Here is a 21,833-nt window from a genome sequence, read left to right as displayed (position 1 = left end):
CACCGGCCCGGCCGGTGGCTCAGGGTCTTCACAGGCCGGGAAGCGGCAGTCTGTCCCGGTTCGCGAACTTTCTGGAGGTCCGGTCGAGCGTGCTGGCCATTCGTCTGGTGAGCGAGCCCGCGCGGCTCGACACCCTCGTGCTGCCCATTCGTCCCGTCGGGCCGGCCGAGGGCGCGGACGCCCCGGCCGCGCTGGTCCCGACCACCCCGCCGCCCGGCGATGTGCGGGCCGAGGCGGACGCCCTGCTGCCCGCCGCGCGCCTGACCGGGCGCGCCGGCGAGCTGCGCGAGCACCTGCGACTCGGCGGGACGCCGCAGCGGCTGGTGCTGCTCGGCGTCGGCGAGGGCGACGAGCGGGGCTGGCGGACCGCCGGCGCGGCGCTCGCCCGAGCCGCCAGGGATGAGACGTATGTCACGGTGATGCTTCCGGCCGACGCCGCGGCGGCGCTGCGCGGCCTGGCCGAAGGGCTGCTGCTGGGGTCGTACCGGTTCCGGATGACCGACGCCGGCGGCGCGCCCGCGCTGGCCGAGGTGGACGTCGTGGTGGCCGACCCGGACGCGCTCGCCCCGACCCTGGCGGCGGCCCGGACCACCGCCGAGATGACCCGGCTGGCCCGGGACCTGACCAACACCCCCTCCTCCGTGAAGAACCCGCAGTGGTTCGTCGAGCAGGTCGAGACGGCCGTGGCCGGCCGGCCGGATCTGCGCCTGCGGGTACGGGAGCCGGAGGAACTGGCGGCCGAGGGGTTCGGCGGAATCCTCGCCGTGGGCCGAGGCTCGGCCAGCGGTCCCCGCCTGGTCGAGCTGGACTGGCGCCCGGCGGACGCGCGTAGCCACGTCGTGCTGGTGGGCAAGGGGATCACCTTCGACAGCGGCGGCATCTCGATCAAGCCGGTGCCGGCGATGAAGCTGATGCGCAAGGACATGGCCGGCGCCGCCGCCGTGCTCGCCGCGACGCTGGGCGCCGCAGCGCTCCGGCTGCCGGTGCGGATCACCACGCTGACGCCGCTGGCGGAGAACATGGTCAGTGGGTCCGCGTTCCGCCCCGGCGACATCGTCCGCCACTACGGCGGCCTGACCAGCGAGACCACCAACTCCGACGCCGAGGGGCGGCTGGTGCTCGCCGACGCGATGGCGTACGCGGTCCGGGAGCTCGAACCCGACCTGCTGGTCGACCTGGCGACGCTGACCGGCGCCAACGCGGTGGCCCTGGGCAAGCGGCACGGCGCCCTCTACAGCGAGAACGACCAGCTCGCCGCCGACCTGCTGACCGCGATCGAGGCCGCCGGAGAGCACGCCTGGCGGATGCCGCTGCCGGCCGACTACGTGGAGTACCTGGGCAGCGAGCTGGCCGACCTGCACAGCTCCCCGGCCCGGGGGGCCGGCTCGGTGACCGCCGCGCTCTTCCTCCGGGAGTTCACCGGTGACCTGCGGGACCGCTGGGTGCACGTCGACATGTCCGCCCCCTCCTGGGCGGAGGAGGACGACGCCGAGCTGACCCGGGGCGCCACCGGCTGGGGCGTACGCGGGTTGCTGCGCTGGCTGGCCACGCTGGGCTGACGGCCCGGCCCGGCCCCGCGCCCGACGGACCTGGCGGTGCGCCGGACGCGGGATCGGCTCAGCACTTCACGGCGGCGAGCAGGCCGTGCCCGACCGGGAGCAGTGCCGGGATCCAGTGCTCCGACTCCCGGATCGCCTTGATCGTCTCCCGGACGGTGACCGTCTCGACGTCGCGGGCAGCCGGGTCGCCGATCCGCCCGCCGGCCAGCGTGCCGTTGAGCGCGAGCACCCCGCCGGGCCGCAGCAGCCGCAGCGCGGCGTCCACGCAGGCGGTGAAGCCGGTCGCCTCGGCGTCGACGAAGACCAGGTCGTAGGCACCATCCGCGAGCCGCGGCAGCACGTCGAAGGCCCGGCCGGTGATGATCCGGGTACGCCCCGACGGAAACCCCGCCTCGACGAAGATCCGTCGGGCGATCCGCTGGTGCTCCACCTCCACGTCGATGGTGGTGAGCACCCCGTCGGGCCGCATCCCGCGCAGCAGCCAGACCCCACTGACTCCGGTGCCGGTGCCGATCTCCACCACCGCCCGGGCGTTGCCGGCGGCGGCGAGCAGTCGCAGCGCGGCGCCGGCGCCCGGCGTCACCGCGTCGACACCCACCTCGCGGGCGAGGCTGCGGGCGGTCCGCAGCACCAGATCCTCGGTGACGTAGGACTCGGCGAACTGCAGGGCCTGGGCCGTCGAGTTGCCGGGACTGGCGACCGTGGCGATGGGACACCTCCGGGCGGCGGGAGTGGTGCGGGGGCGGGTTGGCGGTATGAGCCTAGAGGCGGGACCCGAGGGGCGCAGCCGCGAGTCCGTCGCATGACGATCACGGGGGCAACCGCTGACTCCACCCGGGGCATCCGTGCAATCCTGGACGGTATCCCGCGCGGCGTTGCCGGACGGCTCCGCCGGATCGCGGCGCGGGATGCGGGACGGACTGGGAGGCACCGACGTGACCGACGGCTGGGACTGGCGCCAGCCCGGCGGAACTCCGGCACCGGCGGGACCGCCGGCGTCCGGGTCCTCGCCAGGGCCGTACGGGGGTGGCCCGACATCGCCCTGGTGGTCCGACGCGCTCGCCGACCCCTGGCGCGACCCGTACGCGCCCGCCGCGGTGGTGGTGCCGGCCGTCCCCGCCGACGGCAGCGAGCCGGAGCCGGTCACCGACCCGGACGCCCCCGGCCGCCCGAAGCTGCGCCAGGTCGTGCTGATCTCGCTGATCACCGCGTTGCTGGCCGGGTCGCTCGGCAGCGCCCTGACCTACGCCTTCCTGCGCGGTGGGGGTGGCGCCACGGTGCTCGGCGCCCGTCCCGCCGAGGCCCCGGCCCTGGCCCAGCGCAGGCCGGAGTCACTGGCCGGCGTCGCCGAGAGGGTCCTGCCCAGCGTGGTCACCGTCCGGGTGGCCAGCCTGGGCGGGACCAGCGAGGGTTCCGGCTTCATCGCCAGCGCGGACGGGCACGTGATCACCAACGACCACGTGGTCGCGGGCGGCACCGGCAAGGCCACGGTGGTCTTCAACGACGGCAGCTCCACCCCGGCGACCGTGGTGGGGCAGGACCCGGAGTCGGACATCGCGGTGATCAAGGTGTCCCGTGCCGGGCTCAAGCCGGTGCAGTTCGGCGACTCCGACGCGCTGGCCGTCGGCGACCCGGTGCTCGCCATCGGATCGCCGCTCTCGCTGGCCAACACGGTCACCGCGGGCATCGTCAGCGCCCTGGACCGGACGATGCAGGCCGGCGAGCCGGGCGGCCCGGTGCGCTACTACGCGGCGATCCAGACCGACGCGGCGGTCAACCACGGCAACTCCGGCGGTCCGCTGGTCGACGGGGCCGGCCGGGTGGTCGGGGTGAACTCGACGATCAAGTCGCTGGTCGCCGACGGGCAGGAGGCCGGCAACATCGGGCTCGCCTTCGCCATCCCGATCAACCAGGCCAAACGGGTCACCCAGGACATCATCGGCACCGGCAAGGCCCGGCGTACGGTGATCGGCGCCCAGGTCGGCGGCACGGGCGCGGCGGCCGGCGCCGGCGTACGCCTCAACGCGGTGGAGCCGTCCGGCCCGGCGGCGGCGGCCGGACTGAAGGCCGGCGACGTGATCCTGCGGCTGAACGGCCGGCCGATGACCGAGCCGACCGACCTGGTCGCCCTGGTCCGCAAGTACGCGCCCGGCTCGGTGGTGACGGTCGAGTACCAGCGGGGATCCGCCCGCCAGAACGCCTCGGTGACACTCGCCGCGGATGCGAAGTGAGCACCGGTCACCCCCTCCCGGAGCGGCCCCGGACGTGCGTAGTCTTGTCGTGAGACGGACGAGGAGGCCGGAGTGCTCGACAACCTGAACTGGTGGGAGATCGGTGCGCTGCTGCTCCTGGCGCTGCTGATCTTCGGCGACCGGCTGCCCGTCGTGATCAACGACGGCCTCCGGATGGTCCGCAACCTCCGCAACATGGCCCGCAACGCCACCGGCGACCTGAGCCGCGAGCTGGGCACCGACATCCAGCTGGAGGATCTGCACCCGAAGGCGTTCATCCGGAAGCACCTGCTCACCGAGGAGGACGAGCAGGCCATCCGGAAGCCCCTGCAGAGCGTGTACGACAACCTGCGCTCGGACGTCACCGGAGTGCACAACGAGCTGAAGGACGTCGCGAACGCGGCCGACCTGCGCGGCAACGGCACCCGCCCCGCCACCGCGACGGGCGGCACCGCCCCCGCCCCGGCCCCCCGTCCCAGCTACGACGACGCCACCTGACCCGGTCGGGCGCGAGGTCAGCGGCCGGCGGGCTTCAGGCCGAGCGGCTTGCCGAGGAGGGACTCGCGGCGGACCGCCAGGCGGTCGGCGACCTGGTTGAGCGCCCTGGCGGCCGGGGCGTCCGGCTCGGCCAGCACGATCGGGGTGCCGGCGTCGCCGCCCTCGCGGACCCGGGTGTCGAGCGGGATCTGACCCAGCAGCGGCACCTGCGCGCCGATGGTCCGGCTCAGCGACTCGGAGACCGCCTCGCCGCCGCCGGCGCCGAAGACCTCCACCCGCGAGCCGTCCGGCAGCTCCATCCAGGACATGTTCTCGATGACCCCGACCACCCGCTGGTGGGTCTGCAGCGCGATCGCGCCGGCCCGCTCGGCGACCTCGGCGGCCGCGGCCTGCGGGGTGGTGACCACCAGGATCTCGGCGTTGGGGAGCAACTGGGCCACCGAGATGGCGATGTCGCCGGTGCCCGGCGGCAGGTCCAGCAGCAGGATGTCCAGGTCGCCCCAGTACACGTCGGCGAGGAACTGCTGCAACGCCCGGTGCAGCATCGGACCGCGCCAGACCACCGCCGCGTTGCCCGGGGTGAACATGCCGATCGAGATGACCTTCACGCCGTGCGACTGCGGCGGCATGATCATGTCCTCGACCCGGGTCGGGCTGCCCTCCGCGCCGAGCATCCGGGGCACCGAGTGGCCGTAGATGTCGGCGTCGACCACGCCGACGGCGAGGCCGCGGGCGGCCAGCGCGGCGGCCAGGTTGACCGTGACGCTGGACTTGCCGACGCCGCCCTTGCCACTGGCCACGGCGTACACCCGGGTGCGGGAGCCGGGCTGGGCGAACGGGATCACCGGCTCCTGGGTGGCACCGCCGCCGCGCAGCTTCGACTGGAGCTCCTGGCGCTGCTCGGGGCTCATCACGCCGAACTCGATCTCGACACCCGTCACACCGGCCACCGCGGCCACGGCGGCGGTGATGTCGCTGCGCAGCTTGTCCTTCAGCGGGCAGCCGGCGACGGTGAGCAGCAGCTCGACCCGGACGACGCCGTCGTCGCCCACCACGGCGGACCGGACCATGCCCAGCTCGGTGATCGGCCGACGGATCTCCGGGTCGTTGACGGTGGCCAGGGCGGCCTGGATCGCGTCGGAGACGGTGCTGACGGGTGCTGACATGCCGGCAATGTTACGTCGGTGGTCATCGGCGGCCGCCGCTGGCGGTGGCCGGTGTGAGCGAATCGATGGCACCTACCGGTGCCTGGTCGGGCTCAGCCCTCCGGGCGGCGGTCCCGGGCGGCGAAGTCGCCGTCCAGGTCGTCCCGTGGCTCGTCCAGCGGCGCGCCGCCGCCCGGCCGCTGGCTCGCCCGCTCCTGCTGCCGGCGTTCCAGCTTCTGCCGGCGCTGTGCCGCCTCGTCCAACTCCTCGGCGAGCCGGGTCAGCTCGGAGCGGACGAAGTCCCGGGTGGCCACCTCGCCCATCGCGATCCGCAGCGCGGCGATCTCCCGGGCCAGGTACTCGGTGTCCGCCTTCTGCGCGGTCGCCCGCCGCCGGTCCTCCTCCAGCGCCACCCGGTCCCGGTCCGCCTGCCGGTTCTGCGCCAGCAGGATCAGCGGCGCCGCGTACGAGGCCTGCAACGACAGCACCAGGGTCAGGAACGTGAAGGTGTACGGGTCGAACTGCAGGTTCGTCGGGGCCAGCGTGTTCCAGGCGAACCAGGCGGCGATCACCACCGTCATGTAGACGATGAAGTTCGCCGTGCCCATGCCCCGGGCGATGCCCTCGGACCACCGGCCGAACGCCTCCGGGTCGAACCGGGGCAGCTTGACGCCCCGGGGCTCGCGCGGCTGGTCCAGCCGCTCGGCCCGTCGCTGCTCAGCCATCGGTGCCGTCCGGCTCTGCCTCGGCGGCGGACGGGGCCGCTACGGCGTCCCGGTCCCGCCAGTCGGGGGGCAGCGAGTGGTCCAGCACGTCGTCCACGGTGACCGCCCCGACCAGCCGGTTGCTGCGGTCCACCACCGGCATGGCCACCAGGTCGTAGGTGGCCATCCGGCGGGTGATCTCGGGCAGCGGCGTGGTCGGCCGGAGCGGGTCGATGTCGTTGACCACCACCCCGCCCAGCAGGTCCGCCGGGGGCTCGCGGAGCAGCCGCTGGAAGTGGACCATGCCCAGGTACCGCCCCGTGGGGGTGGTCATCGGCGCCCGGGTCACGAAGACCTGCGCGGCCACCGCGGGGGAGAGCTGTTCCTCCCGGATCCGGGCGAGCGCCTCCGCGACGGTGGCGTCCGGCGGCAGGATCACCGGCTCCGACGTCATCACGCTGCCGGCCGTGCCCGAGGCGTAGCGCAGCAATTGGCGGACCGGGTCGGCCTCGTCCGGCTCCATCAGGTCGAGCAGCACGTCCTGCTCGGGCGGGGGCAGCTCGTTGAGGAGGTCGGCGGCGTCGTCCGGGTCCATCTCCTCCAGCACGTCGGCGGCGCGTTCCCGGTCCAGCGCGGCCAGGATCTCCACCTGGTCGTGCTCGGGCAGTTCGCTGAGCACGTCGGCCAGCCGCTCGTCGTCCAGCGCGGCGGCGACCTCGTTGCGCCGGGCGTCGGGCAGGTCCTGCAGGGCGTTGGCCAGGTCGGCGGGGCGCATGTCCTCCAGCACGGCGAGCAGGTTGGCCGTACCCCGGTTGGCGGCGATGTCGCTCAGGCCGCGCACCCGGTCCCACTCGACCTGGTGCAGGTGGCCGCGGCGGGTGAGCCGTCCGGTCTGCTCGCGGACCGCGACCCGGGTCAGCGACCATTCGCTGCCCCGGCTCTGCTCCATCGCCACGTCGACCACCGTGCCCGGCTGGCCGCCCGGCTCGAGCTGGACCCGCCGGTCGAGCAGCTCCTGGAGCACCAGCAGCTCGTTCGGGCGCTTCTCGAAGCGGCGCAGGTTGAGGGTGCCGCTGCCGAGCACGACGGCGTCCGCGTCGATGGAGGTGATCCGGTTGATGGAGAGGAAGATCCGCCGCCGCATCGGCATCTCGGCGACCAGCCCCACCACCTCCGGCGGACGTTGGGTCGGCCGGAGCCGGGCCACCGCGTCGCGCACCCGGCCCACCTGGTCACCGTTCGGGTCGAAGACGGCGACTCCGGCGAGTCGGGCGATGTAGACCCGGTTCGGCGTGCTCACGGGCACCAGCCTAAAGGCCTAGTGTTTATCAACATGTCGACCTTGGCCTACGAGATCGTGGACGTCTTCACCGACCGTCCCTTCGCCGGCAACCCCCTGGCCGTGGTGTTCGGCGCCGAAGGGCTGGCCACCGAGCAGATGCAGGCGCTCGCGCTGGAGTTCAACCTGTCCGAGACGGTGTTCGTGCTGCCGCCCACACAGGTCGGGGCGACCTACCGCGCGCGGATCTTCACTCCGGCCGACGAGCTGCCGTTCGCCGGGCACCCCAGCGTCGGCGCCGCGGTCACCGCAAGCCGACGCGGGATGTTCGGGGTGGGCCGGGTCACCCAGGAGTGCGGCGCCGGCGTGCTGCCGATCGAGGTGACCGCGACCGGCGCGACGCTCACCGGCGGCACGCCCACCCTCGGCCCCGAGCTCGACCCGGAGCCACTGCTGGAGATGGCCGGGCTCACCGCCGCCGACCACGCCGGCCCCGCGCCACGGGTGGCCGGCTGCGGGCTGGAGTTCCCCTACCTTCCGGTACGCCCGGACGCGGTGGCCCGCGCCCGGGTGAACGCAGCGGCGGCGGAGCGGTACGGCGTGGAGCACGTGAGCGTCTTCTCCTGGAACGCCGGCGCGCAAACCGCGCACGCCCGGGTCTTCGTGCCGGGCCTCGGCGTGCCGGAGGACCCGGCGACCGGCTCGGCCGCCCTCGGGCTCGGCGTCTGGCTGGTGGCCAGCGGACTGCTCCCCGGCGAGGGCAGCTCGGCCTACGCGGTCCGCCAGGGCGTCGAGATCAACCGGCCGTCCGCGTTGGCCTGCACCGTGACCGCGCTCGGCGGCTCGGCGGTCGGCGCCACCGTCTCCGGCCAGGTGATGCCGGTGGCCCGCGGCGAGATCGCCGTCCCACCCTTCGTGGGCTGAGGCGGACGTGCCGGGACGGGGAGCGGGACGATCCGCCCGGACCGGTACCCGCGCCCGCCTGGTGAGGCGCGGTCGCGGGCGATAGCGTGCCGCCGAGGGTGCGGTCTTCGCCGGACCGGCCGGCGGGGCGTACGAGAGGATGCCGGTGTGACGGACGAGCTGGACAGCCGTGGGACGACGCCGCTGGTCGACGAGGCGATGAAGAAGGCGGCCGTCTGCTGGGTGAGTGTCGGCGGCGGGCCGGCGTACGCGCTGTGGTGCCTGCCGCTCGAGGGCGCGCTCCTCGTCGTCACCGGGCCCGGCGAACAGTCCGCGCCCGGCCTGGCCGACGCCACCGAGGCGCGGGTCATCCTCCGCGGCGACCACGGCGGACAGATCGTCACCTGGCCGGCCCGGGTGACCCGGCTGCGGCCCGGCACCGAGGAGTGGACCACGGCCGCGCCGCTGGTCGCGGCGAAGCGGCTGAACGCGCCCGGTCCCTCGGCCGAGCTGGCCGACCGGTGGGCGGCCGAGGGCTGTGCGCTGAACCGGCTGGCGCCGGCGGGTGCGCCCGTCGCGGGTGCCGACCTGCCGGCGGAGTCGCTGGCGGAGGAGCCCCGGCCGGCCCCGGTGGTGCGGGCCACCCGTAAGCCGTTCCGGCTGCACAAGGTCCGCCGCCGCTGACCCGCTCGCGTCACCCCTGGGGCCGGCACGTCTGGAGCCGGGTCAGGGGAGGGCGGAGGCGATCGGCTCGACGGCCGGGTCGACCAGCTCGAGCGCCTCGGTCAGCGAATTCAGCACCGGGCCCGCCCAGCCCCGCTCGGCGTTGAAGACCAGGTGTTCGGCCAGGTCCGGCGCGGCCAGCCGGACCGCCGTCATCCCGGCCCGCTCGGCCCCGGTGAGTTCCTGACTGCCGCCGTCGCCCACGTAGAGACAGTCGGCCGGGGCCAGTTCGAGCCGCCGGCACGCGGCCAGGTAGAGCGCCAGGTCCGGCTTGCAGCGCCCCACCTGTACCGAGAAGACCCGAACGTCCAGCAGCGGGGCGATCGCCAGTTGGGGCAGGAACGCCGGCAGTTCGTGGGTGCAGTCGCTGATCAGCCCGGTGCGTACGCCCCGCTGGCGCAGGCCGGCCAGCACCGGCACCGCCTCGTCGCGCAGCCGGGTGTCGGCGCGTACGGCCCGGTGGCGGGACGCGACGGCGGCGCGTACCGCCCCGTCCGACGGGTGGACGCCGGCCTGGTCGCAGACCCAGCGCAGGGTCGCCTCGGCGTTGCCGAGCAGCCCGCTGGCCCGCTGGTAGTAGGTGCGGTCGAGCACCTCGACCAGGGTGTCGCTCGGGCAGCCGAGCAGCTCGGCGGTCCAGCGGTGGGCGGCGCCGCGCTGGACGGGCCGGGTGAGCGTGCCGAAGAAGTCGAACAGCACCGCTTGGAACCTGGGCATGGTGGAGCGCCTCCGGGCGTCGAGGGGTCGCCGGCGCGGACGGGCATGAGCGTAACGGAGTCCTGACGGTCCGTGCTGTCCGCTGACGTGTGAGGATTGCTCTCCGTGTCCACCGTTCCGCACCGCCCGCCCCTGGATCCGCTGACCGTCGGCGTGGTCGTGGTCGCCGTCGCGGCCGTCTCGTCCTCCGCCCCGCTGGTCGCCTTCGCGGCCGCCCCCGCCCTGGCCATCGCGTTCTGGCGGAACCTGCTCTCGGTGGCCGTGCTCGGCCCGTTCTCGCTGGCCCGGCGGCGGGCGGAGTTCCGCGCGCTGACCGTCGGCGCCGGCCGGCGGGAGGGCCTGTACTGCGTGCTGTCCGGGGTGGCGCTGGCCGCGCACTTCGCCACCTGGATGCCGAGCGCGCAGCTCACCTCGGTCGCAGCGGCCACCGCGCTCGGCGCGACGCAGCCCGTGTGGCAGGGGCTGATCGCCCGCTGGCAGGGCCGACGCCTGCCGGTGGCGGTGTGGGCGGGCATCGCGGTGGCGGTGGTCGGCGCGGCGCTGGCCACCGGCGCCGACTTCGGCGCCTCCGGCCGGGCCTTCGCCGGTGACCTGCTCGCCGTGGCGGGCGGGATGTTCGCCGCCGTCTACACCGCCTTCGGCGAGCGGGCCCGGGCCACCATCAGCACCACCACGTACACCACCATCTGCTACGGGATCTGCGCCGCGATCCTGCTGGTGGTCTGTCTGCTCGGCGGGGTACGCCTGCACGGTTACGACGGCGGCACCTGGCTGGCCATCCTCGGCCTGGTGGCCGGCGCCCAGCTGCTCGGCCACTCGATGTTCAACTACGCCCTGCGCCGGATCTCCGCCACCACGATCAGCGTGCTGATCCTGCTGGAGGCGCCCGGCGCGGCCCTGATCGCCTGGGTGTGGCTCGGCCAGCTGCCCCGGCCGCTGGCGCTCCCCGGCCTGGCCCTGCTCCTGGCCGGCGTGGTCGTGGTGGTCCTCGGCGGCGCCCGCACCGGCCGCCGCCCCGAACCGGTCGCGGTTCCCGCCGACGCCGGACCCCTCGTCGAGTGACCCCCCCGCACTTTCCTGGAAACTGTGGCCATTCCGCCGCCGGAAGGGCGACTTTCCGTGAAAGTGCGGAGGGTGGGAACGGGACCGGACCGGCGGGACGCGCAGGGCGACGAGGTCGAGCGCGGCACCGTCGTCACGCCCTCGGCCGAGTTCCCCCCGCTGGCGCCGGACGAGCGGGCGACGCTGCGCCGGATCGGCGACCGCTGGCGCGGCGCCCGCCGGCCGGGCGAGCTGCCCGTCGACCCGACGCTGGGCCGCAATGGGCGCCGGCCGGCGCCGAGCCGCTTCGGCCGGTTGGCGCCGATCGAGATGTTCACCGTCGAGGAGCCGGACGAACTGGTCGCCACCGAGCCGGCGCAGCTGCCCGGCTCCCGGCTGGGGCGCGGCCTCACCCGGCTCCGGCAGGCGCTCTTCGGCCCCCCGTTGCGCAGCTCAGCGGTGCTGTACGAGCGGATGCGCAAGCTGGTGGCCCTGCCGATCCTCTCGTCGGACCTGCTCAGCTCGGTCGCGTACGGGCCGGAGGCGATGCTGACCGTGCTGGTGCTGGCCGGCGGCGGCGCGCTCGGGCTGTCCCTGCCGTTGGCCGCCCTGCTGGTCGTGCTGATGATCGCCGTGGGGCTGTCGTACCGGCAGACCATCCCGGCCTATCCGCACGGCGCCGGCTCCTACATCGTCGCCGGTGACAACCTCGGTGCCACTGCCGGACTCGCCGCCGCCGCCGGGCTGATGCTCGACTACATACTGACCGTCTCGGTCTCGGTGGCGGCCGGGGTGCACGCGGTCACCTCGGCGCTGCCCGGGCTGACTCCGGCCACCGTGCCGCTCGGCGTGCTGGTGATCGCCGTGCTGCTGGCCGGAAACCTGCGCGGGGTCCGTACCGCCGGCAACATCTTCGTGCTGCCCACGTACGCCTTCGTGGTGACCCTCGTGGCGCTGCTGGTGGTCGGATACCTGCGCGCTGCGGGCCGGGGCTTCGCGCCGGCGCCCCCGCCGGCGGTGCCGGCGGCGGAGGGTCTGGGACTGCTGCTGGTGCTGCGCGCGTTCGCCTCCGGCGCGGTGTCGATGACCGGCATCGAGGCGGTGTCGAACGCGGTCCCGGCGTTCCGGCCCACCGAGTGGCGCAACGCCCGCACCACCCTCGCCTGGATGGTCGCCATGCTGGTGGTCCTCTTCGCCGGGCTGGTCGTGCTGATCCACCTGGCCGGCCTGGCGCCCCGCCCGGACCAGACCCTGCTCTCCCAGCTCGGCCGGGTCACCTTCCCCACCGGCCCCTGGTACGCCCTGCTCCAGGCCACCACCGCGCTGATCCTGCTGCTGGCCGCGAACACCGCGTTCAACGACTTCCCCCGGCTGCTCTTCTTCATGGCGCGGGCCGGTCACGCGCCCCGCCGCTTCCTGCACCTGGGTGACCGGCTGGAGTTCGGCAACGGTCTGGTCGCGCTCAGCCTCGCGGCGACGGTCATCTTCGTGGTGTTCGGCGGACACACCGAGGCGCTGATCCCGCTCTACGCGGTCGGGGTCTTCCTCGCGTTCACCCTCTCCCAGGCCGGCATGGTGGAGCATTGGCGGCGCCACCGGGGCCGGGGCTGGCGGCGTCGGCTGGCCTTGAACGCGCTCGGCGCCGCGCTCTCCGGTCTGGTGCTGCTGACCGCCGCGGTCGCCAAGTTCGCCGAGGGCGCCTGGGTCGTGGTGGTCGCCGTACCGCTGCTGGTGCTGCTCTTCCGCCGGATCCACCGGCACTACGCCACGCTGGACCGGGCGCTGGCGCTGCACCCGCCGCCGACCGCCGGGTCCGCGGCGGACGACCGGCCCGTCGAGGGCGAGGAACTGCCCCAGGAGGTACGCCACCTGGTGATCGTGCCGGTGGCCCGGTTGAACCGGGCGTCGCTGCGCGCGCTGGCGTACGCGGCCTCGCTGGGCCAGCCCACGCTGGCCGTGCACATCGCCCCGGAGGACGCCGAGGCGGACCGGTTCCGCGAGCAGTGGCGGGCCTGGGGTGACCACGTGCGGCTGGAGACGATCGTGTCGCCGTACCGGGCGGTGATCGGGCCGCTGGCGCACTATTTGGAGGCGCTGCACGCCGCTCGGGCGGAGCTGACGTTGACCGTGATCGTGCCGGAGGTGGTGCTGCGCCGCCGCTGGGTTCGGCCGCTGCACAGCCGGGCCGAGCAACGGCTGCGGTCCGCCCTGCGGGCGCTGCCGGGGGTGGTGGTCACCAGCGTCCCGGTGCACATCTCCGACTGAGGCTCACAGGTACGCCGCGAAATGCCTCGCGACCAGCCCGGCGACCGCCTCGGCGTCCCGGCCACCGTCCACCTCGATCACCCGTACGCCCAGCTCCCGGGCCCGTGCGACGGCGTCCGCCGCGACCAGCTCGTCCCGGGCCAGCCGGTTGCGCAGCGCGCGCTCCGGCTCACTGACCCCCGGGTGCCGCGCGGTCGCCCGGGGCAGCCGCCCGGACTGGTACGCCCGGAACTCCGGCGTCGGCACCAGCACCACCATCTGCCCGGTCGACTCGACGACCGCGGCGACCAGCTCCGGTCGCAGCCCCCACCCTTCGGCGACCACCCGCCGGCCGGTGACCAGGGCGCTGAGGTCGTCCAGCACCCACTCGAAGCGGCGCGGAAATCCGGCCAGGGTCTCGGCGGCCATCTTTTCCGGATCGGTGTGCACCCAGACCGCGTCCGGGTCGGGGCCGGTGGGCGGCTTCCCGCGCCGGATCCGTTCGGCGACCCGCCGGTCCTCGTGCCCCCGGGCGTCGTGCCGGTCGTAGAGGTACGCGGTCAGCCCGTACCGCAGAGCCAGGGTGACGGCGAGGGTGGTCTTGCCGGCCCACTGGGCGCCGCCGATCCAGAGCGCCCGCCGGGCGGTGGCCAGGGGATCGAAGTCCATGCCGACGAGCCTGCCCCCGCCAATCACCAAGATCAAGTCTTGTTCTGACCGGCCCCGCGTGATGAAGTGAGGGGGAGGGGCCGGTCAGACGTCGTGGACCTCCAGCACCCGGGTGACCGGCGCGGCGTCGCCGAGCGCCGCGCGCAGCGCGGCCCGTTCCGGGTCGACGAGGAACGACTCGTAGCCGGCCCGGGTGGCGAACCGGATCACGTGCGCCTCGCTCCGCCCGTCGCCGGCCCGCAGCCGCCGCTCCAGTCGCCCGCCGTGCCGCCCGAGCAGGGCGAGCACCACGTCCTCGTACCGCTGACCGGCGGCGACCGCGTCGGTGCCGAACTCCACCAGGGCGACCAGCCGCACCGCGGCGGCCGGGTCGTGCACCAGCGACTTCCAGAATTGGTGGTCGACGTGGCCGCCCGGGATGCCGTCCCGGATCCCGGTGTCGGAGTAGCCGTGTCGCCGGTAGAAGTCCGGCGCCTGGAACGAGAAGGACGACACGGAGATCTCCGTGCAGCCGCGCCGCGCGGCCTCCTCCTCGGTGGCCCGCAGCAGCCGCCCGCCCCAGCCCTCGTGCCGGCGGTCGTCGCGCACCCACACCATGTTGATCCCGGCCCGGCCGCCCCAGGTCCAGCCGGTCAGCCCGCCGACCAGTTCCCCGTCCGCGTCGACCACCCGCACCGACAGGTCGGCCTCGTCGTCCGCGCCGGTCGCCGCGTTGTTGTACGCGGTCAGCTCCCGTTCGAGCCGGGCCGACAGCTCCGCGTCCTCGCCGCCCACCCGCAGCTCACCGGCCGGCCCGCCGACCTCGGTGGCGCTCGTCGCCCGGCCGGCGTCGGTGCTCCGCGCACCGGTGTCGTTCCCCGTCGTCATGTGGCGGAGTATCGCAGCGGGACGGATCGCTCCGACACCGAAAAACCCTCACCCCTCGATGCCGAGGGCCTTGGCGCTGGCCGTCCAGAGCCGGGCGGCGAGCCGCGGGTCGGCCGCCTTGGCGAGCGGCCGGCGCGGTCGCCGGTCGTGGTAGTAGCCGCCGTCGACCAGCCGGGACGGGTCCTGGTTGGCCAGCCAGACCAGCGTCTCCGCGCCCTTCTCCGGGCTGCGGAACGGCAGCAGCCGCATGCCCAGCGCGACCAGCCGGCTCTCGTTGCCGAACCGGGTCCGCACCACGCCCGGGTGGAACGAGTACGCCGGCACGTCCGGCCAGCGCCGGGCCGCCTCGGCGGTGAAGAGGATGTTCGCCTGCTTGCTGGTCCCGTACGCCTGCATCGGTCGGTAGCGGCGCAGCGCGGCGTTGAGGTCGTCGGGGTCCAGCGCCCCGCTGCGGTGCGCGCCGGAGGCGGTGACCACCATCCGCCCGATCCGGTCGGCGAGCAGGTTGCTGAGCAGGAACGGGGCCAGATGGTTGGCCTGCATGCTCAGTTCGAAACCGTCGACCGTGGTCGCCGGCTGGAGCACGATGGCGCCGGCGTTGTTGGCCAGCACGTCGATCCGGTCGTACGACTCCCGCAGCCGCTCGGCGAGCCGGCGGACGTCGTCCAGGACGGCGAAGTCGGCGCGGAACAGCTCGGGCCGTTCGCCGCAGGTCTCGCGGACCCGGTCTCCGGCCGACTGCAGCCGGGCCGGGTCCCGGCCGACCAGCACCACCCGGTCGCCCCGGCGGGACAGGTCGACGGCGGCGGCCAGTCCGATGCCGGAGCTGGCGCCCGTCACCACCACGGTCCGACGCCCAGTGAGATCTTCCACAGGTCCATTCACCCCGGTCACGGCACGAGGTTACCGTGACGTCACCACGCCCTTTGGGATCGTTAGGTTTTCGGCTTTTCATTCGTCGGCGTCGGCTGCCTGCCGGACGCTGGAAGGAGCGCATCCATGGCCGCTGTCGGTCGCCCCCGCCGGTCCTGCCTCGCGGTACCCGGTTCCAGCGTCAAGATGCTCGGCAAGGCCCAGGGCCTGCCGGCCGACCAGGTCTTCCTGGACCTGGAGGACGCGGTCGCCCCGCTGGCCAAGCCGGACGCCCGGAAGAACATCGTCGCCGCCCTGAACGAGGGCGGCTGGGCCGGCAAGACCCGGGTGGTCCGGGTGAACGACCTGACCACGCCGTGGACCTACCGGGACGTGATCGAGGTGGTCGAGGGCGCCGGCGCGAACCTGGACTGCATCATGCTGCCGAAGGTGCAGAACGCCGCCCAGGTGCAGTGGCTGGACCTGACGCTGACCCAGATCGAGAAGACGCTCGGCCTGGAGGTCGGCCGGATCGGCATCGAGGCGCAGATCGAGAACGCGGCCGGCCTGGTCAACGTCGACGCCATCGCGGCCGCCTCGCCGCGGGTGGAGACCATCATCTTCGGCCCGGCCGACTTCATGGCCTCGATCAACATGAAGTCGCTGGTGGTCGGCGCGCTGATCCCGGACTACCCGGGCGACCCGTACCACTACATCCTGATGCGGATCCTGATGGCCGCCCGGATGCACGACAAGCAGGCCATCGACGGCCCGTTCCTGCAGATCCGGGACGTCGACGCGTTCCGCGAGGTGGCCAAGCGGTCGGCGGCGCTCGGCTTCGACGGCAAGTGGGTGCTGCACCCGGGCCAGATCGACGCGGCCAACGAGGTCTACTCCCCGGCCCAGGCCGACTACGACCACGCGGAGTTGATCCTCGACGCGTACGAGCACTACACCTCGGAGGCGGGCGGCAAGCTCGGCGCGGTGATGCTCGGCGACGAGATGATCGACGAGGCCTCCCGCAAGATGGCCCTGGTGATCGCGGCCAAGGGGCGCGCGGCCGGGATGACCCGTACGTCGAGCTTCACCCCGCCGTCGGAGTGAGCGGAGGCCGCCCTCGTGCGGCGCGGAGGGCCGTCCCGGTCGACCGGGACGGCCCTGCCGTCGTCAGAAGGTGCTGCTGCTGCTCGAGTCGCCGTTGGCGATCGCGATCACGATCACCACGATGTAGAAGGCGATCAGCAGCGCCAGCAGGCCGGTGAGGATCCAGCCGACGATGATGGCGGCCTTGGCCATCCCCTCGCCCTGCTCGCCGGTCTCGCGGATCTGCTTGCGGGCCACGTGGCCGAGGATCGCGCCGACCGGCGCGGTGATGCAGGAGGCGAAGCCGACCAGCGAGAGCACCAGCGCCACGATGGCCATGGTGTTGGTCTTCGCCGGGGCCGGGTAGCCGTACCCCGGGTAGGCCGGCGGGGGGTAGCCGGCCGCGGCGTACGGGTCGGCCATGGGCTGCCCCCCCGGCGTCCCGGCGTACGGGTACACCGGGGCGTACGGGTCGGCGGAGGTCGGCTGGGCGGGGATCGGACTGCCGCCCATCGCGAGGGTCGGGTCGGCGGGCGGCGTGGACTGCTGGCCGGGTGCGGACGGGTCGTGCCAACCACCGGACGGCGGGGGATAGCTCATCAGGTTTCATCTCCGTTGGAAGCGGGTGCGCCGTCAGGGTAGCCAGCCCCGCCCAAAACCGAGCACCCCTTTCCGGGTGCCGCGTTGCCCGGAAGGTCCACAGCGGGCAGGATCGCGGCATGGCACTTGACGCGCGTGGTGGCCGACCGAGACGGGACGTGAGCCGTCCGGGCCTGGTCCGGCGCAGCCGAGGCACCGCCCCGGCGGGCTCCGCCGACGACTCCGACCAGCCGGCGCCGCTCGCCGAGCCGGTCACCATGCGCCTCGACGGCCGGGTCGCCCTGGTCACCGGAGCGGGCAGCCCGGACGGCATCGGCTACGCCACCGCCCGCCGGCTGGCCGACCTGGGGGCCCGGGTCGCCATCGTCTCCACCACCCGCCGGATCCACGAGCGGGCCGGCGAGCTGGGCGTGACCGGCTTCGTGGCCGACCTGACCGACGAGTCGGAGGTGGGCGCGCTCGCCGACGCGGTGGCCGAGCAGCTCGGCGACGTCGAGGTGCTGGTCAACAACGCCGGCCTGGCCAGCCGGGCCAGCCCCGAGGTGCTGCGGCCGGTGGCCCAGCTCAGCTACGACGAGTGGCGCGGCGAGATCGACCGGAACCTGACCACCGCGTTCCTGTGCAGCCGGGCGTTCATCAGCGGGATGGCCGAGCGCGGCTGGGGTCGGATCGTCAACCTGGCGGCGACCGCCGGCGCGGTCAACGCGCTGCCGACCGAGGCCGCGTACGCGGCGGCGAAGGCGGGCGTGGTGGGGCTGACCCGGGCCTTGGCGATGGAGATGATCGCCGACGGGGTGACCGTCAACGCGGTCGCCCCCGGCACCATCTACACGGCGGCGTCGACGATGGCCGAGATCAAGCAGGGGCTCGGTACCCCCGTCGGCCGTCCGGGCACGCCGGACGAGGTGGCCGCGGCGATCGCCTTCCTCTGCTCGCCGGCCGCCTCGTACATCACCGGGCAGATGCTGGTGGTGGACGGCGGCAACAGCGTCCGCGAGGCGGAGTTCCGCTGAGGGCGGGTCAGCTGTAGGAGTCGCCGCTGTCGGAGTTCGCCCAGATGGCCAGGGCGATCCAGCCGCAGCAGGCGAGCAGCCCGATCGCGGTGAAGACGTAGCTGAGCACCAGGCCCCAGGTGGCGAGCTGGGCGCCCTCCTCGCCGGTCTGCCGGATCTGCCGCTTGGCCAGGTGGCCGAGGACGATCCCGGCCGGGGCGAAGACGAAGGCGAAGACCAGCGACAGGACCGCCATCACGTTGGTGCCACCGCCGCCCCCGCCGGGCGGCGGGCCGTACTGACCGTACGGTGGCTGCGGCGCGTACGGCGGCTGCTGCCCCCACTGCGGCTGCTGGCCGTACGGGTCGTGGTGGGGCGGCTGGCCGTAGGACGGCGGCTCGTACGGCGACGGGGGCTGGTCCGGCTCCCCGGGTGGTGGATGGCTCACCCTAGCTCGCCCCCTCCGTCGCAGCTCAACGGGCATCTCTCTTGCGGACGCTACCCGCAGCGGTGAACCTTTTCACAGCGGTTGTGTGGACTGGTCACCTTGGCCTCGCCGGTCGCGGGACCGATACTGACCGAGCGTTCAGTTACCCACGAGTAATGCGCCGATCCCCCGGAGGCTGAGATGGCCCGACTCGCCCAGACGCCCGGCCTGACCGATGTGCAGCGGTCGATCCTGGAAACCGTCCGGGAGTTCGCGGACAAGGAGATCATTCCGCACGCCCAGCGGCTGGAGCACGCCGACGAGTACCCGACCGACATCCTCGACGGGATGCGCGAGATGGGGCTCTTCGGGCTCACCATCGACGAGGAGTACGGCGGGCTCGGCGAGTCCCTGCTCACGTACGCCCTGGTGGTCGAGCAGCTGTCCCGGGGCTGGATGTCGATCTCCGGCATCGTCAACACCCACTTCATCGTGGCGTACCTGATCTCCCAGCACGGCTCGGCGGAGCAGAAGGCCCGGCTGCTGCCGAAGATGGCCACCGGCGAGGTGCGCGGCGCCTTCTCGATGTCAGAACCGGAGTGCGGCTCCGACGTCTCGGCGATCAAGTCGAAGGCGGTCCGCGACGGCGACAACTACGTGCTCAACGGCCAGAAGATGTGGCTGACCAACGGGGCGTACTCCTCGGTGGTGGCCACCCTGGTGAAGACCGACACCGGTGCGGACTCGGTCTACGGCAACATGAGCACCTTCCTGCTGGAGAAGGAGCCCGGCTTCGGCGAGACCGCCCCCGGCCTGACCATCCCCGGCAAGATCGACAAGATGGGCTACAAGGGCGTCGAGACCACCGAGATGGTGCTCGACGGGGTCCGCGTCCCGGCCTCCGCCGTCCTCGGCGGCGAGGAGAAGGTCGGCCGCGGCTTCTACCAGATGATGGACGGCATCGAGGTCGGGCGGGTCAACGTCGCCGCCCGCGCCTGCGGCATCTCCATCCGCGCCTTCGAGCTGGCCGTCGCGTACGCCCAGCAGCGCCGCACCTTCGGCCAGCCGCTCGCTCGGCATCAGGCCATCGCGTTCAAGCTCGCCGAGATGGGCACCAAGATCGAGGCCGCGCACTCGCTCATGGTCAACGCGGCGCGGCTCAAGGACGCCGGCCAGCGCAACGACGTCGAGGCCGGCATGGCCAAGCTGCTCGCCTCCGAGTACTGCGCCGAGGTCGTCCAGGAGGCCTTCCGCATCCACGGCGGGTACGGCTACTCCAAGGAGTACGAGATCGAGCGGCTGATGCGCGAGGCCCCGTTCCTGCTCATCGGCGAGGGCACTTCGGAGATCCAGAAGACGATCATCTCCCGAGGCCTGCTCAAGGAGTACAAGCTCTGACCGGCGCGCCGGTCACCCGCCGGCCGGCCCGACGGCCGGCTCCGGCGCGGTGACCGGCGGCCCTCCGGCCTAGCTGTCCGAGCCGGGAAGCGAGACCGTCAGGTGTTGGCGGGCCCGGGCGACCAGCGCCTCCGGGTCGTCGGCGTAGAGCCGGATCGCGGTGACCGGCCCGCTCGGCCCCTTGGGCAGCGGGACGGACAGCGGTTCGCGGAGCACGACGTCGACGCTGGTCTGGCTGCCGGTGCCGACGTTCAGGATCGTCACCGCGTCGTCCTGCTCGACCTGAATGGCCCGGCTGGAGGGTAGCGAGCGGTATCGGGCACCGATGGTGGCGACGGCCGTCCAGGGCACCATGAAGTCCACCGAGATGCCGTTGCGAACGCGCAGACCGGCGGCGTCGGCGACGTGCGGGTGGATCCGCAGGCTGGCGAAAAGGCCGATCATCCACAACAGACCCCAGATGCCGAGCGCCAGCGCGGTGTGCCGCACCGACGGCCACGGCACGGTGTGCCGGAGGATCAGGTCGAAGATCGGGATCTCGATCGCGGACAGCGCGATGAAGGCGCCCAGGATCGGCTTCACCACTCCGACGTAGCTGAACGCCTCGGCCCCGGGCGTGTGCACGAGGGGCCGGCGCAGCAGCCAGCGGTAGAGGCTGTGCCACATGCCCACCTCGTACGCGACCGCGCGACGCAGCAACGCGACGGGACGACTCTCTTTGCGCACGGCCACCTGGCCCTTCAGGTCTTTTCCATTGCAGTCGCAACGTAACCAGCGGGCGGCGACATGTCAATGCAGTCGTATTGTGAAAACATGGGGTCATGCCGAAACGGGTCGACCACCGGGAGCGCCGCAAGCTGATCGCCGACGCGCTGATGCGGGTGGCCGCCGAACACGGGCTCGAAGCGGTCAGCCTGCGTCACGTGGCGACCGAGGCCGGCGTCTCCTCCGGGATGGTGCAGCACTACTTCCGCACCAAGGACGAGATGATGACCTTCGCGCTGTCGGTGGTCCACGAACACAGCGAGGCGCGGGTGACCCGGGCGGTCGCCGCGCTCGACGACGCCCCCTCCCCCCGTACGCTGCTGCGGACCATGCTGGTCGAGCTGCTGCCGCTCGACGAGTCGCGCCGGGCGGACGGGCGGGTGGCGCTGGCCTTCCTGGCCTACACGGCGGTCCGCCCGACCGTCGCCGCCGCGCTGCACCAGGAGACCGCCGGGCTGCTGGCCTTCGTCGCCGGGCAGATCCGCGTCGCGCAGGCGGCCGGGACGGCCGACCGGCACGTCGACCCGGACCGGGCCGCGGTCGGGCTGCTGGCGATCATGGAAGGGCTGGGGGTCTACCTGCTCGGCGGACACTATTCACCCGAGACCGCGCTCGCCGCGCTCGACGCCCAGCTGGACCTGGTCCTCGGCTCCGACGAAGCGGGGAAGTGATCGGCGCGGGCCGGTCCGCTCAGCCGAGCCGGGTCAGCCCGGCGGCTGCCCGTTCCACGATGAGGCACCGGTCCTCGACGTAGTCGATGCCGGCCTCCTCGGCGATCCGCCGCGCGTCGGCCGACACGATCCCGAGCTGCAACCACACCGCCGGGGCGCCGATCGCCACCGCCTGCCGGACCACGTCGACCGCGTCCCGGGCGGGGCGGAACACGTCGACCAGGTCGACCGGGTGCGGGATGTCGGCCAGTGACGGGTACGCCTTCTCGCCGAAGAGCTCGTCCACGGTCGGGTTCACCGGGATGATCCGCCAGCCGTACCGCTGCATCTGCAACGGCACGCTGTGCGCGGCCTTGCCCGGGTCGCGGGACGCGCCCACGACGGCGATCACGGCGGAGTCGGCGAGGATCTGCTGGGCTGAGCGCACCCGCCGAGCCTAACCCCGCGGCCCACCTCGCGCGCCGG

23 protein-coding genes are annotated in these 21,833 nt (G+C 73.6%); 11 read left to right on the top strand and 12 right to left on the bottom strand.

Annotated features, from left to right (window positions below):
• Positions 1-89: 89 nt before the first annotated feature.
• Positions 90-1,559, top strand: a complete 1,470-nt coding sequence (locus GA0070613_RS05850; protein ID WP_089011359.1) for a leucyl aminopeptidase family protein — start codon at positions 90-92, stop codon at positions 1,557-1,559.
• A 58-nt stretch (positions 1,560-1,617) separates the two neighbouring features.
• Here the strand turns inward: GA0070613_RS05850 and GA0070613_RS05845 are convergent, their stop codons facing one another.
• Positions 1,618-2,226 carry an O-methyltransferase gene (locus GA0070613_RS05845; RefSeq protein ID WP_172875959.1) on the bottom strand — a complete coding sequence of 203 codons (609 nt, stop codon included), beginning with the start codon at positions 2,224-2,226 and terminating at the stop codon, positions 1,618-1,620.
• A gap of 253 nt (positions 2,227-2,479) precedes the next feature.
• Between GA0070613_RS05845 and GA0070613_RS05840 the strand changes: the two genes are divergently transcribed.
• On the top strand, positions 2,480-3,790 hold the full coding sequence (locus tag GA0070613_RS05840) for a S1C family serine protease (protein WP_172875958.1): 1,311 nt from the start codon (positions 2,480-2,482) through the stop codon (positions 3,788-3,790).
• Positions 3,791-3,862: 72 nt separating this feature from the next.
• Positions 3,863-4,288, top strand: a complete 426-nt coding sequence (locus tag GA0070613_RS05835) for a Sec-independent protein translocase family protein (protein ID WP_089011357.1) — start codon at positions 3,863-3,865, stop codon at positions 4,286-4,288.
• Between the two features lie 17 nt (positions 4,289-4,305).
• Here GA0070613_RS05835 and GA0070613_RS05830 read toward each other — a convergent pair whose 3' ends face one another.
• The 3 genes from GA0070613_RS05830 to GA0070613_RS05820 all read right to left on the bottom strand — a co-directional run bounded on the left by GA0070613_RS05830 (position 4,306) and on the right by GA0070613_RS05820 (position 7,437).
• A complete protein-coding gene (locus GA0070613_RS05830) occupies positions 4,306-5,454 on the bottom strand; it encodes an Mrp/NBP35 family ATP-binding protein (protein ID WP_089011356.1) in 1,149 nt (382 codons plus the stop codon).
• A 92-nt stretch (positions 5,455-5,546) separates the two neighbouring features.
• Positions 5,547-6,158 carry a DUF1003 domain-containing protein gene (locus GA0070613_RS05825; protein WP_089011355.1) on the bottom strand — a complete coding sequence of 204 codons (612 nt, stop codon included), beginning with the start codon at positions 6,156-6,158 and terminating at the stop codon, positions 5,547-5,549.
• The gene (locus GA0070613_RS05820; RefSeq protein ID WP_089011354.1) at positions 6,151-7,437 is read right to left on the bottom strand and encodes a magnesium transporter MgtE N-terminal domain-containing protein; all 1,287 of its coding nucleotides are present in this window, start codon (positions 7,435-7,437) and stop codon (positions 6,151-6,153) included. Before GA0070613_RS05820 ends, GA0070613_RS05825 begins: the two co-directional genes overlap by 8 nt.
• Positions 7,438-7,470: 33 nt before the next feature.
• On the opposite strand from GA0070613_RS05820, the gene GA0070613_RS05815 reads away from it, so the two are divergent.
• Both GA0070613_RS05815 and GA0070613_RS05810 read left to right on the top strand, forming a co-directional pair.
• Positions 7,471-8,340, top strand: a complete 870-nt coding sequence (locus tag GA0070613_RS05815) for a PhzF family phenazine biosynthesis protein (protein WP_089011353.1) — start codon at positions 7,471-7,473, stop codon at positions 8,338-8,340.
• A 198-nt stretch (positions 8,341-8,538) separates the two neighbouring features.
• The gene (locus GA0070613_RS05810; RefSeq protein ID WP_408630989.1) at positions 8,539-9,003 is read left to right on the top strand and encodes a hypothetical protein; all 465 of its coding nucleotides are present in this window, start codon (positions 8,539-8,541) and stop codon (positions 9,001-9,003) included.
• Between the two features lie 42 nt (positions 9,004-9,045).
• On the opposite strand, the gene GA0070613_RS05805 is transcribed toward GA0070613_RS05810, so the two are convergent.
• Entirely contained in the window at positions 9,046-9,759 is a 714-nt protein-coding gene (locus GA0070613_RS05805) for an HAD family hydrolase (RefSeq protein WP_089011351.1), read from the bottom strand.
• A 105-nt stretch (positions 9,760-9,864) separates the two neighbouring features.
• Here GA0070613_RS05805 and GA0070613_RS05800 point away from each other — a divergent pair, with 105 nt between their 5' ends.
• Entirely contained in the window at positions 9,865-10,821 is a 957-nt protein-coding gene (locus GA0070613_RS05800; RefSeq protein ID WP_089011350.1) for a DMT family transporter, read from the top strand.
• 72 nt (positions 10,822-10,893) lie between these two features.
• Positions 10,894-13,065: an APC family permease gene (locus tag GA0070613_RS05795; RefSeq protein WP_089011349.1), complete on the top strand. Its 2,172-nt coding sequence runs from the start codon at positions 10,894-10,896 to the stop codon at positions 13,063-13,065.
• 3 nt (positions 13,066-13,068) lie between these two features.
• Here GA0070613_RS05795 and GA0070613_RS33230 read toward each other — a convergent pair whose 3' ends face one another.
• The 3 genes from GA0070613_RS33230 to GA0070613_RS05780 all read right to left on the bottom strand — a co-directional run bounded on the left by GA0070613_RS33230 (position 13,069) and on the right by GA0070613_RS05780 (position 15,453).
• Complete coding sequence (locus tag GA0070613_RS33230) at positions 13,069-13,713, bottom strand: hypothetical protein (protein ID WP_089011348.1); 645 nt, start codon at positions 13,711-13,713, stop codon at positions 13,069-13,071.
• An 84-nt stretch (positions 13,714-13,797) separates the two neighbouring features.
• Positions 13,798-14,580: a GNAT family N-acetyltransferase gene (locus GA0070613_RS05785; protein ID WP_089011347.1), complete on the bottom strand. Its 783-nt coding sequence runs from the start codon at positions 14,578-14,580 to the stop codon at positions 13,798-13,800.
• Between the two features lie 48 nt (positions 14,581-14,628).
• On the bottom strand, positions 14,629-15,453 hold the full coding sequence (locus tag GA0070613_RS05780; protein ID WP_089011346.1) for an SDR family NAD(P)-dependent oxidoreductase: 825 nt from the start codon (positions 15,451-15,453) through the stop codon (positions 14,629-14,631).
• A gap of 126 nt (positions 15,454-15,579) precedes the next feature.
• Between GA0070613_RS05780 and GA0070613_RS05775 the strand changes: the two genes are divergently transcribed.
• Positions 15,580-16,536, top strand: coding sequence for an HpcH/HpaI aldolase/citrate lyase family protein (locus tag GA0070613_RS05775; protein WP_089011345.1), 957 nt, complete (start codon positions 15,580-15,582; stop codon positions 16,534-16,536).
• Positions 16,537-16,599: 63 nt separating this feature from the next.
• On the opposite strand, the gene GA0070613_RS05770 is transcribed toward GA0070613_RS05775, so the two are convergent.
• Positions 16,600-17,115, bottom strand: coding sequence for a DUF4190 domain-containing protein (locus GA0070613_RS05770; RefSeq protein WP_089011344.1), 516 nt, complete (start codon positions 17,113-17,115; stop codon positions 16,600-16,602).
• A 119-nt stretch (positions 17,116-17,234) separates the two neighbouring features.
• Between GA0070613_RS05770 and GA0070613_RS05765 the strand changes: the two genes are divergently transcribed.
• Positions 17,235-18,128 carry an SDR family NAD(P)-dependent oxidoreductase gene (locus tag GA0070613_RS05765; RefSeq protein WP_089011343.1) on the top strand — a complete coding sequence of 298 codons (894 nt, stop codon included), beginning with the start codon at positions 17,235-17,237 and terminating at the stop codon, positions 18,126-18,128.
• A gap of 7 nt (positions 18,129-18,135) precedes the next feature.
• Here the strand turns inward: GA0070613_RS05765 and GA0070613_RS05760 are convergent, their stop codons facing one another.
• Positions 18,136-18,555, bottom strand: a complete 420-nt coding sequence (locus tag GA0070613_RS05760; protein ID WP_172875760.1) for a DUF4190 domain-containing protein — start codon at positions 18,553-18,555, stop codon at positions 18,136-18,138.
• A 180-nt stretch (positions 18,556-18,735) separates the two neighbouring features.
• Here GA0070613_RS05760 and GA0070613_RS05755 point away from each other — a divergent pair, with 180 nt between their 5' ends.
• Positions 18,736-19,932 carry an acyl-CoA dehydrogenase family protein gene (locus tag GA0070613_RS05755; protein ID WP_089011341.1) on the top strand — a complete coding sequence of 399 codons (1,197 nt, stop codon included), beginning with the start codon at positions 18,736-18,738 and terminating at the stop codon, positions 19,930-19,932.
• 69 nt (positions 19,933-20,001) lie between these two features.
• On the opposite strand, the gene GA0070613_RS05750 is transcribed toward GA0070613_RS05755, so the two are convergent.
• On the bottom strand, positions 20,002-20,658 hold the full coding sequence (locus tag GA0070613_RS05750) for a hypothetical protein (protein ID WP_231929679.1): 657 nt from the start codon (positions 20,656-20,658) through the stop codon (positions 20,002-20,004).
• Between the two features lie 95 nt (positions 20,659-20,753).
• Here GA0070613_RS05750 and GA0070613_RS05745 point away from each other — a divergent pair, with 95 nt between their 5' ends.
• Positions 20,754-21,368 carry a TetR/AcrR family transcriptional regulator gene (locus GA0070613_RS05745; RefSeq protein ID WP_089011340.1) on the top strand — a complete coding sequence of 205 codons (615 nt, stop codon included), beginning with the start codon at positions 20,754-20,756 and terminating at the stop codon, positions 21,366-21,368.
• A 19-nt stretch (positions 21,369-21,387) separates the two neighbouring features.
• Here the strand turns inward: GA0070613_RS05745 and GA0070613_RS05740 are convergent, their stop codons facing one another.
• Complete coding sequence (locus GA0070613_RS05740; protein ID WP_089011339.1) at positions 21,388-21,795, bottom strand: CoA-binding protein; 408 nt, start codon at positions 21,793-21,795, stop codon at positions 21,388-21,390.
• Positions 21,796-21,833 lie beyond the last annotated feature (38 nt).

The sequence above is a fragment of the Micromonospora inositola genome (genome assembly GCF_900090285.1).
Lineage (GTDB): Bacteria > Actinomycetota > Actinomycetes > Mycobacteriales > Micromonosporaceae > Micromonospora > Micromonospora inositola.
The sequence above is the reverse complement of the archived record's forward strand: the minus strand, read 5'-3'. Positions and strand labels throughout refer to the sequence as shown.

What these genes read in the sequence shown, in the direction of transcription:
- GA0070613_RS05830 (WP_089011356.1), bottom strand. Translation starts at nt 5,454, where the DNA reads ATGTCAGCACCCGTCAGCACCGTCTCCGACGCGATCCAGGCCGCCCTG.
- GA0070613_RS05825 (WP_089011355.1), bottom strand. Translation starts at nt 6,158, where the DNA reads ATGGCTGAGCAGCGACGGGCCGAGCGGCTGGACCAGCCGCGCGAGCCC.
- GA0070613_RS05815 (WP_089011353.1), top strand. Translation starts at nt 7,471, where the DNA reads ATGTCGACCTTGGCCTACGAGATCGTGGACGTCTTCACCGACCGTCCC.
- GA0070613_RS05810 (WP_408630989.1), top strand. Translation starts at nt 8,539, where the DNA reads ATGAAGAAGGCGGCCGTCTGCTGGGTGAGTGTCGGCGGCGGGCCGGCG.
- GA0070613_RS05805 (WP_089011351.1), bottom strand. Translation starts at nt 9,759, where the DNA reads ATGCCCAGGTTCCAAGCGGTGCTGTTCGACTTCTTCGGCACGCTCACC.
- GA0070613_RS33230 (WP_089011348.1), bottom strand. Translation starts at nt 13,713, where the DNA reads ATGGACTTCGATCCCCTGGCCACCGCCCGGCGGGCGCTCTGGATCGGC.
- GA0070613_RS05785 (WP_089011347.1), bottom strand. Translation starts at nt 14,580, where the DNA reads ATGACGACGGGGAACGACACCGGTGCGCGGAGCACCGACGCCGGCCGG.
- GA0070613_RS05775 (WP_089011345.1), top strand. Translation starts at nt 15,580, where the DNA reads ATGGCCGCTGTCGGTCGCCCCCGCCGGTCCTGCCTCGCGGTACCCGGT.
- GA0070613_RS05770 (WP_089011344.1), bottom strand. Translation starts at nt 17,115, where the DNA reads ATGAGCTATCCCCCGCCGTCCGGTGGTTGGCACGACCCGTCCGCACCC.
- GA0070613_RS05765 (WP_089011343.1), top strand. Translation starts at nt 17,235, where the DNA reads ATGGCACTTGACGCGCGTGGTGGCCGACCGAGACGGGACGTGAGCCGT.
- GA0070613_RS05755 (WP_089011341.1), top strand. Translation starts at nt 18,736, where the DNA reads ATGGCCCGACTCGCCCAGACGCCCGGCCTGACCGATGTGCAGCGGTCG.
- GA0070613_RS05745 (WP_089011340.1), top strand. Translation starts at nt 20,754, where the DNA reads ATGCCGAAACGGGTCGACCACCGGGAGCGCCGCAAGCTGATCGCCGAC.